12 protein-coding genes are annotated in these 13,814 nt (G+C 40.4%); all 12 read right to left on the minus strand.

Going from position 1 to position 13,814, the window contains the following annotated elements:
• Nucleotides 1-49: 49 nt before the first annotated feature.
• From ACXACJ_RS11565 to ACXACJ_RS11620, 12 genes are read right to left on the minus strand one after another with little or no spacing between them, the layout of a single operon-like run.
• Nucleotides 50-430: a cytochrome C oxidase subunit IV family protein gene (locus tag ACXACJ_RS11565; RefSeq protein WP_475134527.1), complete on the minus strand. Its 381-nt coding sequence runs from the start codon at nucleotides 428-430 to the stop codon at nucleotides 50-52.
• 20 nt (nucleotides 431-450) lie between these two features.
• Nucleotides 451-1,218 (minus strand): cytochrome c oxidase subunit 3, encoded by a 768-nt coding sequence (locus tag ACXACJ_RS11570; RefSeq protein WP_475134528.1) that lies wholly within the window; start codon nucleotides 1,216-1,218, stop codon nucleotides 451-453.
• A 16-nt stretch (nucleotides 1,219-1,234) separates the two neighbouring features.
• Nucleotides 1,235-1,819, minus strand: a complete 585-nt coding sequence (locus tag ACXACJ_RS11575) for a cytochrome c oxidase subunit 3 (protein ID WP_475135086.1) — start codon at nucleotides 1,817-1,819, stop codon at nucleotides 1,235-1,237.
• Nucleotides 1,819-2,721, minus strand: coding sequence for a heme o synthase (gene cyoE, locus ACXACJ_RS11580; RefSeq protein ID WP_475134529.1), 903 nt, complete (start codon nucleotides 2,719-2,721; stop codon nucleotides 1,819-1,821). Before cyoE ends, ACXACJ_RS11575 begins: the two co-directional genes overlap by 1 nt.
• Entirely contained in the window at nucleotides 2,718-3,776 is a 1,059-nt protein-coding gene (locus ACXACJ_RS11585) for a COX15/CtaA family protein (protein ID WP_475134530.1), read from the minus strand. The genes cyoE and ACXACJ_RS11585 overlap by 4 nt, the downstream gene beginning before the upstream one ends.
• The gene (locus tag ACXACJ_RS11590) at nucleotides 3,757-5,640 is read right to left on the minus strand and encodes a cytochrome c oxidase subunit I (protein WP_475134531.1); all 1,884 of its coding nucleotides are present in this window, start codon (nucleotides 5,638-5,640) and stop codon (nucleotides 3,757-3,759) included. Before ACXACJ_RS11590 ends, ACXACJ_RS11585 begins: the two co-directional genes overlap by 20 nt.
• A 20-nt stretch (nucleotides 5,641-5,660) precedes the next feature.
• A complete protein-coding gene (locus tag ACXACJ_RS11595; protein WP_475134532.1) occupies nucleotides 5,661-6,695 on the minus strand; it encodes a cytochrome c oxidase subunit II in 1,035 nt (344 codons plus the stop codon).
• An 18-nt stretch (nucleotides 6,696-6,713) separates the two neighbouring features.
• Nucleotides 6,714-8,087: a quinol:cytochrome C oxidoreductase gene (locus ACXACJ_RS11600; RefSeq protein WP_475134533.1), complete on the minus strand. Its 1,374-nt coding sequence runs from the start codon at nucleotides 8,085-8,087 to the stop codon at nucleotides 6,714-6,716.
• Nucleotides 8,088-8,106: 19 nt separating this feature from the next.
• Entirely contained in the window at nucleotides 8,107-8,724 is a 618-nt protein-coding gene (locus tag ACXACJ_RS11605) for a c-type cytochrome (protein ID WP_475134534.1), read from the minus strand.
• Between the two features lie 14 nt (nucleotides 8,725-8,738).
• On the minus strand, nucleotides 8,739-9,272 hold the full coding sequence (locus tag ACXACJ_RS11610; RefSeq protein WP_475134535.1) for a DUF3341 domain-containing protein: 534 nt from the start codon (nucleotides 9,270-9,272) through the stop codon (nucleotides 8,739-8,741).
• A complete protein-coding gene (gene nrfD / locus ACXACJ_RS11615; RefSeq protein ID WP_475134536.1) occupies nucleotides 9,269-10,639 on the minus strand; it encodes an NrfD/PsrC family molybdoenzyme membrane anchor subunit in 1,371 nt (456 codons plus the stop codon). The genes ACXACJ_RS11610 and nrfD overlap by 4 nt, the downstream gene beginning before the upstream one ends.
• Nucleotides 10,640-10,658: 19 nt before the next feature.
• On the minus strand, nucleotides 10,659-13,778 hold the full coding sequence (locus ACXACJ_RS11620) for a TAT-variant-translocated molybdopterin oxidoreductase (protein WP_475134537.1): 3,120 nt from the start codon (nucleotides 13,776-13,778) through the stop codon (nucleotides 10,659-10,661).
• Nucleotides 13,779-13,814 lie beyond the last annotated feature (36 nt).

The raw sequence follows: 13,814 nt of genomic DNA on the forward strand, positions 1-13,814 counted from the left end.
CAATTGCTCAGTCTGATTTTTAAATGTATTTCTTAAGTTTTTATAAAATCTAGTGATGACCACTTTCTACGTGTTCAGTACCGGTAGGCTCATAATCTTGAGTTCCTCTACTTTCCTTCACATCCCTTCCTTCTAACTTCACCAAGGCTATGATTAACCAAACGATGAAAATCATTGGAAGAATGATTGAATATACTAAGCCTTTAACCTCGTGGCCCAAGTGCATAAACTCACTTACGATGAAGAAAGCTTTTACAAGTGTCAATGCAACGAAGATTGAACTTCTTAACAATCCTGCTCCCATAGTGAATGCAAAAACATATTCTACGGCAGTGATCACGAACAAGATCAAGGCAATTTTCCAAATACCTAGGATTTTACTTCGGTCTGCAGGTTGTACAACTACGTTGCTTGTTGCTGAATGTTCCATAATATAAATAGGTCTTTAGATCAGATCAAATAGAAGAAAGTGAAAACGAATACCCAAACAAGGTCTACAAAGTGCCAGTATAAACCAACCTTCTCAACCATTTCGTAGTGGCCTCTTCTTTCGTACAATCCATTTGCAGCATTGAAGAAAATAATGATGTTCAATACCACACCAGAGAACACGTGGAAACCGTGGAAACCAGTAATGAAGAAGAACAACGCAGCAAATGCAGGAGGTCCGTATTGGTTGAAAGTAAGGTTAGCGCCAAAGATTTCAGCATTTTCAACCCATCTTCCGTTTTTAAGAACGTCTCCAATGGTAGCGATATCTGTACCAGAGATAAAGTGAGACCACTCCCAAGCCTGACAGCTCAAGAACGCCAAACCACCAATAATGGTCCAAAGCATCCATTTTACAACATTTTTCTTATCCATTCTATGACCAGCCTCTACAGCCAATACCATAGTAACACTACTTAAGATAAGGATGAAGGTCATTAAACCTACAAATACCAGCGCCCAGTTGTCGCCATGAAAACCACCTGGAAAGGCATTGTATACCTTCTCAGGAATAGGCCAGTATTCAGTAGAAAACACAAAATCCTTAGGGTCGCCATTATAGGCAGGAGATGTCCACCTTAAGAATGCATAAGTGATCAAAAGGCCTGAGAACGTAAAGGCATCGGATAGTAGGAAGAACCACATCATGAGTTTTCCATAGCTAGCCTTAAAAGGCTCCGCCCCACCTGACCATAAGCTTTTTTTGCTGACTGTAGCTGTAGTAGCCATAGTTAATTGGTTCAAATTAATGGTTAAGTAATAAAAATATATACAAGTATATCCAAAGTCCGCCTAGAAAGTGCCAGAAAGTAGAACACATTTCCATGTTCAACATATTCTCTGAATTCACTTTATTCTTCATGGCCGCGACCAATAGATACAACAGATAAATCACTCCTGCAATTAAGTGCAGTCCGTGCAAACCTGTAAACACGTACAGGAAGCTTCCTGCTGGATTTCCTACAAAGAAAACTCCAGCATCTACCAATTGCCCCCAAGCTTTAAACTGACCGATAAGGAAAGCTAAACCAAGAACAAAAGTTATTGCAACACCGATTTTCAGCTTTAGAAAATCGTTTCTTTTAGCAGCCATATAAGCAAAGTGCATTGAAGCACTGCTCAAAATAATTATGACTGAAGTTACTTTAAATAGCGATGGCAGGTCATATTCCAACCAATTGCCGCTCGCTTGTCTTACGATATGAGCACTTGTAAAGGCCGCAAAAATCATAACCACCGTTACGATAAACAACCACATCGCAAATTTCTTTGGATGCATTGAGAGCGGCTGCTCTAAAGGTTTATCTACAAATTGATAATTCTCTGCCATCATTTCACCATATCCAACAAGTACGCAATCTGCACAATCGGTAAATAAAGAAAGGAGCCGAACATAATGCCCAAGGCCGACTTTCTAGATTGATCGCGCATTAACTTAATCGTTTGTGCTAAAAACAGCACTCCACAAATGGTTGCCACAATTCCGCTGTTTACTCCCGTAATTCCAAAATAAGTTGGCAACAAGCCCAAAGGAATTAAGAACAACGTGTATGTCATTATCTGAAAAGCGGTTTTCATATCTTTCTCTCCTTGAACAGGAAGAAGTTTGAAACCAGCCTTTTTATAATCTTCATCAGCTACCCAAGCAATAGCCCAGAAATGAGGGAACTGCCAAATAAATTGAATTCCAAAAATGATCATAGCCTCATGACTGATCATTCCAGTGGCGGCTGTCCATCCTAATAATGGAGGCAAGGCTCCAGGAAAAGCACCCACAAATACAGCGATAGGTCCCACTCTTTTTAAAGGAGTATATACAAAACTGTATAGAATCATGGAAAGAACCGCCAAACCTGTGGTAAGCAGGTTTGTGTATTGGAACAGAATCAAAATTCCTGCAAAACCAATCACTGAAGCAAAAGAGTAAGCCTCACTGGCTGTCAATCTTTCTGTAGGTAAGGGACGAGACTGCGTTCTTTTCATTAAAAGATCGTAATCCTTTTCTATCACCTGATTGATGGTACAAGAAGCTCCGGAAATCAACCAGCCTCCTATAAAAAGCATAGAAAGCTGAAGCCAATCCACATTGCCTCCCATAGCTAAAGCATAACCAAAAGCCGAAGAAAAAGCTACCAGTAAAGATAATCTCATCTTTACTAACTCAACATAGGCCTTCACCTTTTGAGCCCAGAGCCCTTTTACAGCTAAATCCGTTGAATTATTTGATATCATGCAATGATGCTTCTCTCAATTCTTTTATTACTCAAGAGCAATAGTATGTAATACTGTACTCCTATAATTAAACTTCCTAATAACAAGTGTATTGGTTGAACTGCTGGTGGCACACCAAAATATGCCATGACTATTCCAGAAACTGCTTCACAACCTACAAGAAGCAGTAAACTACTCACAAGTAGCTTCGCCTTCTTATCAGCTTTAGCGTCTTTAGATACCATCCAAGTCAAGTACAAATGCACTCCCAAGAGTAAAATTGAATAAGATCTGTGAATTTTAAATTCTACACCAAGTGCAGAAATCCACTGTGTTCTATTCAAACTCTCTGAAATAATATCTAAGGCTTCTCTTACTTGAGTTCCCAATACAATCTGAACTAAACTCAATAAAATGGCACTCATCAAAACAGCTGAAACCATTCTACCTTTCTCTAAAGCCAATTTCACATTAGAGCGTTTAGATCTATAATGAACATAGATGAGCAGACAAACAATCACCAATGCCAAAAGCATATGAACGGTAATCATCCATTGGAGCAAGTTAGTACTTACCACAATTGAGCCTATCCATCCTTGGAACCCGACCAATACAAATGCAATAAATGAAAGAACTGCGATGGTTCTATCCGCTTTCCAATAAGTCAAGGAACAAATGAATGTTCCAAAAATCAGAAAACCGATCACCGCTCCCACCAAACGGTTTACATATTCAGTCCAGGTTTTTGTTGGGTTAAAATCCGCTTCATTGAGAATATCAGGATCGTTTTTAATCTGATAAGCCAAGTCCTCAAACCCAAACGCAGTAAGATAGCTTACAAACCTTTCGTTTTTCTCAGCCCTTTGCTGAGCGTAAATCTCTTTATAGTTTTCAGGAAGTTGGCTTACCTCTGTTGGGGGAACCCAACTTCCGAAACATTTAGGCCAGTCGGGACATCCCATTCCTGAACCTGTACTTCTTACAATGCCGCCTACTAAGATTAACAGGTAAACGGCTATTACCGTGACAGCTGAAAACCGCCTGAAAAGCTTTCCTTTAATGGCCTTTTGAGTCATTCACTACAATAATCTCAGCTGCAGCTTCTTCTTTCTCAATTGCAATCATATCATTCTCATGCGGAAGATTTGATTCCATAGTTTCAGAGAAAGGTACCGTTTGAGGAATGAAATCCTCAGGTGCTCCTGGCTTAGAATAATCGTAAGGCCATCTGTAAATTTTTGGAATTTCGCCAGGCCAGTTTCCGTGACCAGGAAGTATAGGAGTTGTCCATTCCAAAGTATTCGATCTCCATGGATTCGCAGGTGCTTTTCTTCCTCTGAACATGCTGTAGAAGAAGTTGAAAAGGAAGATGAACTGTCCGAAGAAAGTCAAAATCGCTGCAATACTGATGAAGGCATTCAAATCGGTGAAACCGCTGAAAGCATCGAAATTAGTAAATGAATAATATCTTCTTGGGAAACCTGCGATACCAATGTAATGCATTGGGAAGAATACAGAGTAGATACCTACAAATGTTAACCAGAAGTGGATATAACCCAATTTTCTATCCAGCATTCTACCGAACATTTTAGGGAACCAGTGATAAACACCAGCCAAAAGTCCGAAAGAAGAAGCAGCCCCCATTACCAAGTGGAAGTGAGCAACAACGAAATAAGTATCGTGAAGCTGAATATCGATGGCAGAGTTACCCAGGAATATACCCGTGATACCTCCAGAAATGAACACCGATACCAAACCAATTGAGAATAGCATGGCAGGCGTAAATACGATGTTACCTTTCCATAGCGTAGTTAAGTAGTTAAATACTTTTACCGCAGAAGGAATTGCAATGATCAATGTTAAGAACATGAAGATCGATCCTAAGAATGGGCTCAAACCAGAGACGAACATGTGGTGTGCCCATACTACGAAAGAAAGTACAGTAATACCCAACATTGAAATGATCATCGCTTTGTAACCGAAGATCGGTTTACGAGCGTTCGTTGCAATAATCTCTGAAGTAATACCCAAAGCAGGCAACAATACAATATATACTTCAGGGTGACCTAAGAACCAGAACAAGTGCTGATATAAGATCGGGCTACCACCAACGTTTGGCAAAGCCTCTCCCCCAATATAAATTTCAGATAAATAGAATGAAGTACCGAAGCTTCTATCAAATACTAATAAAAGAGCCGCAGCAAACAATACAGGGAATGACAATACACCAATAACAGCAGTTAAAAAGAATGCCCATATTGTAAGAGGCAATCTCGAGAACGTCATTCCTTGAGTTCTCATGTTAATAATAGTTGTGATATAGTTGATACCACCAAGTAACTGAGAAGCGATGAAGAATACCATTGCCACCAACCAAAGTGTCATACCCATACCAGAACCTGAAATGGCCTGAGGCAAAGCACTCAATGGAGGATAAACTACCCAACCACCAGCTGCTGGTCCTGTTTCTAAGAATAAAGAAACGAACATGATACAACCAGAAATGAAGAAGAACCAGAAAGACAACATGTTCATAAAACCTGATGCCATATCTCTTGCTCCAATTTGTAACGGAATCAAGAAGTTACTGAAAGTACCACTCAATCCAGCTGTAAGCACGAAGAATACCATGATAGTACCGTGCATAGTTACTAAAGCAAGATAGAATTCAGGATCTAACGTTCCTTCAGCTGTTATCCATTTGCCTAATAAAGGTTTCAACCATCCCATATCCATATCTGGGAAACCCAATTGCAATCTGAAAATTGCAGATAAAGCCGCTCCAATAATTGCCCAGAAAATACCTGTAATCAGGAATTGCTTAGCAATTGTCTTATGGTCAAGAGAGAAAATATACTTACTGATGAACGATTGTTCATGATCATGATCGTGGTGATCGTCATGCGCGTGTGCATCAATTTGTGCTGCTGCTGTTGCCATCTTTATATATTCGTCTTTAATTATTCGTTAATCCCTGCGCTTACTACCGCCAACTCTTTTAAATTCTCAGGAACCTGAGTTAAATAATCAGGGTTTTTAGACAACCATGACTTTTGTTCTGCTTTCCATTTGTCGTACTCTTCTGGTTCAAGAACAGTAACTACTTTCTTCATTGAGAAGTGACCTCTACCACAAATTTCAGTACAAGCCAACTCGTAGTTGAAATCAGGGTTTCCTTCTTCAACTCTCATTTCTTCAGTAGTTTTATTTGCTACAAACCAGAACTGAGTAGGCATACCTGGTACGGCATCCATTTTCAATCTCATTTGAGGCATGAACACACTGTGAAGTACGTCACGAGCTCTGATTTTCAACAGCACTGGTCTTCCTTTAGGAATTACCAAAGATTGATTGTTGAAATCATCAAAGTTTGCTCTATCAGAGAAGTCTTGACCGTGAGCATTAACTGCATCGATCAAACGGTAATCGTAATCACCTACTTCGTTATCCATTCCACCATAGCGAATAGACCAAGCAAACTGGTAACCCATAATCTCGATTTGCTCAGCATCTTCAGGGGCTTGGCTAGTAATATCAGACCAAGCCATCCATCCAGAAATCACCAACCAAGTCAATACAATTGCAGGTACTCCCGTCCAGATTAATTCGAGTTTATTATTGTGAGGATAAAACTCTGCTTTGTTACCTTCTCTATATCTGTATTTATAAGAAAACACAAAAAGAAGCACATTAGTAAGTGTAAACACAATTCCAGTGATCCACATGGTTCTCCAGAAAAGCTTATCTGTAAGTTCTCCGTGCTCTGAACCAACCGGTGGAGCATAAGAATCATAATGAGCCCATGAATACCATGCTGACAATCCAAAGAATAGCACCATAAATACTATCATTAAGACTGCGTTCACATTATTACTTTTTGTAACAAGCTGGTCCTCCGAACCCTTAATTACGTTCACCAATCTGCTTACTCTGTAGATCAACACAAGGATCGCCAGAACTAAGAAAATCGCCAATACTATATAAAACCCGAACATATCTTTAGTTTACTCTTATTAAATATGATGATGTTTTGCTTCTCCCAACATTGGGTGGTTTTTCGCAACCAATGGATGCTTAGCCAATTTGCTCAAAGTTACAAATAAGAAGGCCGCTCCGAAAATCATGTACATACCGATTTCTGTTAATCCGAATGAACCAGCATCGCCAAGCGTACCTGGAGTAGCCATTAGGTAGAAATCGATCCAGTGGCCAGCAAGAACTACCACACAAGCAATTTTCAAGAACACTGTTAATCTCTTCGCGTCTCTTGTCATCAAAGCCAAGAATGGGAAGAAGAAATCCATGATTAGGTTAATGAAGAAGAATGGAGCATACTTATCGTCTAGCAAACGCTCAACAAAGTATACTGATTCTTCAGGAATGTTCGCGTAGTAAATCAATAGGAATTGAGAGAACCACACGTATGTCCAGAAAATACTGAAAGCGAAAACAAATTTACCCAAATCGTGTAAGTGGTTAGCTGTAACCTGAGGGAGGTAACCAGCTTCTTTCAACAATACAGTAATCAAGGTAATAAGAGCCAAGCCAGAAACCCACCAGCTAGCAAACACATACCAACCAAACATGGTAGAGAACCAGTGTGTATCGATTGACATGATCCAGTCCCAAGCAGAAACTGATGATGACACAGCAAAGAATACTAAGAAAATAGCTGAGAATTTTCTCAATTTATACCAGTAGCTATCTCCGCCTAATTCATCTTCAGCATACGCTAATGATTGCATCTTCTTTAAAAGGATGTACCAAACACCGAAGAAAACAACCATTCTAAGTACATAGAACAATGGGAAAGAACCACCTTCTAAAGGAAAGAAGAAGAATCCGCTCTTACCATCAATCAATGCATCGTAATGTGCGCTACCTACTTCGTATAAGTCGCTGTGAGTCCAGTGGAAAATATCATGACCAAAAGCCAAGAAACTAACCAACATTAGAATACCAGCAATTGGCAACCAATTGGCCATTGATAAAGGAATTCTCAAAATAAACGCAGACCAACCTGCTTGTGCCGCATATTGAATAGCGAAGAAGAAAACTCCAATTAAGGCTAAACCTGTAAAGTATACGTTGTTGATCCACAAGTCTACTTTAAATCTTTTAAACCAGCCACCACCGTGTTCGGCTTCAGCAGCTTCATGTCCAACTTCGGTACCATGCTCAGCAGTAGCTCCATGAGCGTCAACCGCAGCTTCGTGATGTTCTCCAGCAGAAGCAACATGCTCAGTACCGTGCTCTCCAGCAGCAGCTTCATGATGTCCTCCGCTTGGTAATATTGCTCCCAATAACAACAATACTACCCCTACAATCGCCACAATAGATAGCGTTCTTTTTAGGCCCGAGGTAAATTCAAATTTTTCTTTAATCATCTCTTAAAAAATTTGGTCGTTATTGTTTTTGCAATTGTTGTACATATCTAACAATCTTCCATCTTCTTTCAGGATCAATTTGAGAACCATGAGCTCCCATTCTTCTGATTCCATAAGTAATAACATGGAAAATGTGTCCTTCTGAAAGATTTCTCTGAGCAGCTGCGCTGTATTGCGGCACACCTTTGAAGATGTCCGCTACTGGTCCGTCAGCCTTACCGTTAGTACCGTGACAATGGTCGCAATACAATTCGTAAAGCCTTTTACCTTCTGCTAAAACTTCTTCAGTATCAGGCAATGGATTTGTCAATTCATTCGCAAGCTCTATATCGTCTTTACCCAAACGATAAGGAAGTACACCACTTTTGGTTCTTCTTACCGTTCCATCAACAGGCTTTCTTACGTTTTGCTCGTATTTATTATTAGGGTTTGAGTTATAGAACTCTCCTAACCCATCTTCTCTAGTACTCAACCACTCACCTCTGTCTTTATCCTTAATCTGAGTCAATGGCTCATAAGGAATAGAATGATACATCTGAGGGGCATATTCCAAACCTGGATCATCGCCATGTGCTGTACAAGAAGCCAGCGCGACAACCGCTACGAGTGGTAAAAATGCTTTGAATCTATTTAACATGATCATCAGTTAGCTTAGTCTTCTACTTCTTTATCGTTTACTTCAACCGCACCTGAATCTTTCAACACAGCGTTGATAACACTAGCATCTACCGACCTGTTTTTACCAAGGTCAATCGCCATAATGTGTTTGTCATCAGTAATCCTAATATCTAAAAGATTAGGATTTTTCCACGGCTTAAGGTCGCTGCTTACCAAAAAGGTACCCACCATACCAAAAGCTGCCAAAAGTACTGTAAGCTCAAAAGTTACAGGCACAAAGTCAGGCAGTGGAGTAAAGTTCTTACCACCAATAATCATTGGCCAATCTACTCCTAGCATCCAAAGCTGCATGGTTAATGCTAAAGTGGTACCCAAAGCACCGAACATAAAAGCAGCAATAGGAAGTCTTGATTTTTTGTAGCCTAGTTCTTCATCCAGACCGTGTACAGGGAAAGGAGAATAAACCTCGTCTATCTTAACTCCGGCTTCTCTCACCTTTCTCACCGCTTTCAACAACACGTCCTCATCATCATAAACTCCGAGAACAAAATTTCTTGAATCACTCATATTTGAATAGGCTCATTTTCAGATGAAGATTTAACAATACTTTTAACCTCTGCCATGTTGATTACAGGGAAGAACTTGGCGAAAAGCAAGAACGCTGTAAAGAACAATCCGAAGGTGAATAGATAAACTCCCATATCGTAAATAGTTGGGTAGAACATAGCCCAAGAAGATGGAAGGTAATCTCTGTGCAAAGAGGTAACGATAATCACAAAACGCTCGAACCACATACCAATGTTTACTACAATGGAAATGATGAAGGTAGCGGCAATGTTGGTTCTGATTTTCTTAGACCAGAAAAGCTGTGGAGAAATTACATTACAAGTCATCATAGACCAGTAAGCCCACCAGTATGGCCCTTGCATCCTGTTAAAGAATGCATATTGCTCAGCAGGAACTCCAGAGTACCAAGAAATAAAGAACTCAGTGATATAAGCGATACCTACAATTGAACCCGTAACGATGATTACAATGTTCATCAATTCGATATGCTCAATTGTGATATAATCTTGAAGTTTAAACAGGGCTCTGGTTACCAACATAAGGGTAAGTACCATGGCAAATCCAGAGAAGATCGCACCTGCAACGAAGTAAGGAGGGAAAATGGTAGTGTGCCATCCCGGGATTACAGAAGTTGCAAAGTCAAAAGATACGATGGTGTGTACTGAAAGTACCAAAGGAGTAGCCAAACCAGCCAAGATTAACGATACACTCTCATATCTTGACCATGTTTTAGCAGCACCATCCCAACCTAAACTAAGTGCTCCATAAATTTTCCTTCTAATTCCGCTTGCTCTATCTCTGATGGTGGCGAAGTCAGGAACAAGCCCTAAGTACCAGAAAACAAGTGAAACTGAGAAGTAAGTTGAGATCGCGAATACGTCCCAAAGTAGTGGTGAGTTAAAGTTTACCCAAAGTGAACCAAACAAGTTTGGTAGCGGAAGAGCCCAGTAAGCTCCTAACCAAGGGCGACCCATGTGCAATACAGGGAACATTGCCGCACAAATTACAGCGAAGATTGTCATCGCTTCCGCAGCTCTGTTAATAGCCATTCTCCATTTCTGACGGAAGAGCAATAGTACTGCAGAAATCAAAGTTCCTGCGTGACCAATACCTACCCACCATACGAAGTTGGTGATATCCCAAGCCCAACCTACGGTTTTGTTCAATCCCCACATTCCAATTCCTTCCCAAAGAGTAGCAGCAACGGCCAAAAACCCAATGAGAAGTGCGATTATGGCGGCAGTAATACCTAATAGCCAGGACTTAGTAGGCTTACCCTCTACTTGCCTGCAGATATCTTCGGTAACGTCATGGACAGTCTTACCGCCTGTTATCAAAGGTTTTCTTACTGATGAAGTAACCTGCATAGTGTATCGTTTTTAAAAATTAAGCTTCAGTTGTTTGTTTTTCCTTGTTTCTGATTTTGGTGAAGTACCAAACATTCGGATTCACGTTGATTTCTTCCAACACGTGATATGCTCTGTCCTCATTCACCACTTTCTCAAGCTTACCCTTCTCGTTCTCTTCTTCCTGAATTTGAAGTGCAGCAGAGATTTTAGATTTAGGATCGTTCATATCTCCGAAGATGATTGCATCTGCAGGACAAGCCGAAGCACACGCAGTATTAATTTCACCATCAACAGGTCTTCTGTCTTCACGCTTAGCTGCTAGCTTACCAGCTTGGATTCTTTGCACACACATTGAGCATTTCTCCATTACACCTCTAGCTCTAACAGTCACATCTGGGTTCAATACCATTTTACCCAAATCGTTGTTCATAGCCATGTTCTTATCGAACTGTGTATTATCATGATACTTGAACCAGTTGAATCTTCTTACTTTATAAGGACAGTTGTTAGCACAATATCTTGTACCGATACATCTGTTGTAAGTCATTTGGTTAAGGCCTTCAGTACTGTGAGTAGTAGCAGCAACCGGACAAACAGTCTCACAAGGAGCGTTGTTACAGTGCTGACACATCATTGGTTGGAAGGTAACCTCAGGATTTGCTGAAGCTTCTAGCATTCCGATTTTGTCAGTAACAGGAGCATCAGAGCTATAGTAGCGGTCAATTCTGATCCACGCCATTTCTCTTCTGTTAAGAACTTCTTCCTTACCAACTACTGGAATGTTGTTTTCAGCCTGACAAGCTACAGTACAAGCAGAACAACCTGTACAAGAGTTCATGTCAATTGCTAATCCCCAATGGTGATTGTTGTATTCGTGGCCTCTCCAAAGGGTTACTTTAGAAGGTTTAACAAACTCACCATCTTTATAGATTTTCGGGAATTCTCTTCCCGCTTTTGTATCCTTTTTGTATTCTGAAAGTACAGACTCTTGAACCACGTTGGTTCTTCCCATGTAAGTTTGGTGAGTTTGAGTACGAGCAATTTTGTATGCATCGCCAGTTTTCTCTACAGAAACGCCAGCTAAAACATCATAAACATTTGCTCCATTCAATTTGGTTACGAACTGATAAGCGTTTACACCAACACCGTTCGCTACTCTACCAGCGTTAGTTCTACCATAACCAAGAGCAAGACCAACCGTACCTGGCGTTTGACCAGGCTGAATCAATACAGGAACTGTAACTGACACACCACCTACTGTAAGATTTACAGTTTGAGTGTTTTCTTCAATCATTTCAATTCCCCACTCTTCAGCTTCCGCCTGAGAAATAGTCAAGTAGTTATCCCAAGTAGATTTTGTTACTGGGTCTGGAGTTTCTTGCAACCAAGGGTTATTGGCTTGAGAACCGCTACCAATCGCAATCTTCTCGTAAATGGCAAGTTCAAGACCTGCAGATTGCTTTTTATAGTTCTGAGCTACAAGGGTAGCTGCAGAAGATGCTGCTGCGAAATCAAAAACATAACTTGTTGGAGCTACACCTGATTCAAAAACACCATCAAATAAAGTCTTATCCCAGAAAGTCTGGAAGTTTGAAGTATCACCTTGTAGGGTGAAGAAATTCTCTCTCCAATTATCCTGAAGGTATGCGTAGTACTCAACAGTTTTACCTGACCATTTCAAGAATGATTCTGGTGCCTGACGAGTATCAAACAATGGAGAAATTGTAGGCTGAACCAAGCTGTAATGACCAGCTTTAATTTCAGCATCATTCCATTGCTCTAAGAAGTGATGATCTGGAGCCACATAATTCATTTTAGAGGCTGTCTCATCATTTCTATCTGAAGTAGATATTTTCAAAGAAGCTTTAGACAAAGCAGTTTCTAAGGCTTTAGCTTCCGGAGAATCGTAAAGAGGATTACAGTTAAAGAAGATAACAGCACCTACTCTACCAGCGCTCAAATCTTTAACAAAGTTGCTCATGGCATGGTCATCACCTTGACGAACCATTAAAGGAGCGTCTGTGCTGATGGTAGTACCGTAGTTGCCCAAAATAGCATTGATACCGTTTACCAAAACCTGAACTGCAGGATCATTAGAACCCGCTACAACCAAAGAGCTACCTCTGTTAGCCCAAAGTTCGTTAATAGCCGCAGAAGCATGCTGAACATCAGCAGCACCCCCGCTTACCTTCGCCTGACCAGCTTTAGAAGCAACGCCATTATAAATAGCTGCTACCAATGGGCCAACTTGAGAAGGTTTAATACCTGTTCTATAATCAGCATTCGCACCCGTCAAAGAAAGGTTAAACTCGAACTGGTAGTGACGAGACATTTCTCTGTGGTGCGAATTGATTTTTCTTGTTTTTGAATACTGCTTAGTGAATTCGATTGGAGAAACCCAAGTTCCTAAGAAGTCAGCACCAATACTTACAATAGTTTTTGCTTTGCTGAAATCGTAAGAAGGAATCATAGACTGGCCAAACGATCTGTTGTTTGCCTCAGTGATTCCGTAGTTAGAAATGGCATCGTAAGAAACATGCTCAGCAGATGGATATTTCGCGATGAATTCTCCAACAGCCTTTTTAGTGGTAGGGCTAACTACTGAATTGCTCACGATTCTAATGCCTGAGCCATTAGCTTGAGCAGAGATCTTGTTCAATTGAGAAATCACTTCTTTATCAAGTGTTGCCCAATCTGTCTTTTCGCCATTCTTCAATGGTGAAGTAAGTCTCTCTTTATCGTACAATGAAAGTACAGAAGCTTCTACTTGTGCGTTCGTACCTCCCTGAGAGATTGATGAATATTTATTTCCTTCAATCTTAATCGGACGACCTTCTCTGGTTTTCACCACTACACTAACTGCATCGCCACCATTAATATAGGTAGAAGCGTAGTAGTTAGGAATAGAAGGATCTACATCCACAGGTTTGTTTAGGTAAGGAATTGCTTTTCTTACAGGAGCCTCACAAGCTGCCAAAGAAGCTGCTGCGATACCAAAACCCATAAGTTTCAAGAAATCCCTTCTGTTGCTTTGTCCTTCACTATTCTCATTGATAGGAAGGTATTCTGGAAATTCGCTTTCGGCATTTTTCACAAATGACGGCTCATTGGTCAATTGCTCAATCCCTTTCCAGTATGTTTTTTGATTTTCTTTCATTGTATATCAATCAGAAATCGAAATTCTATTCAATAA

This window comes from Roseivirga sp. AWQ4_251 (genome assembly GCF_056158225.1).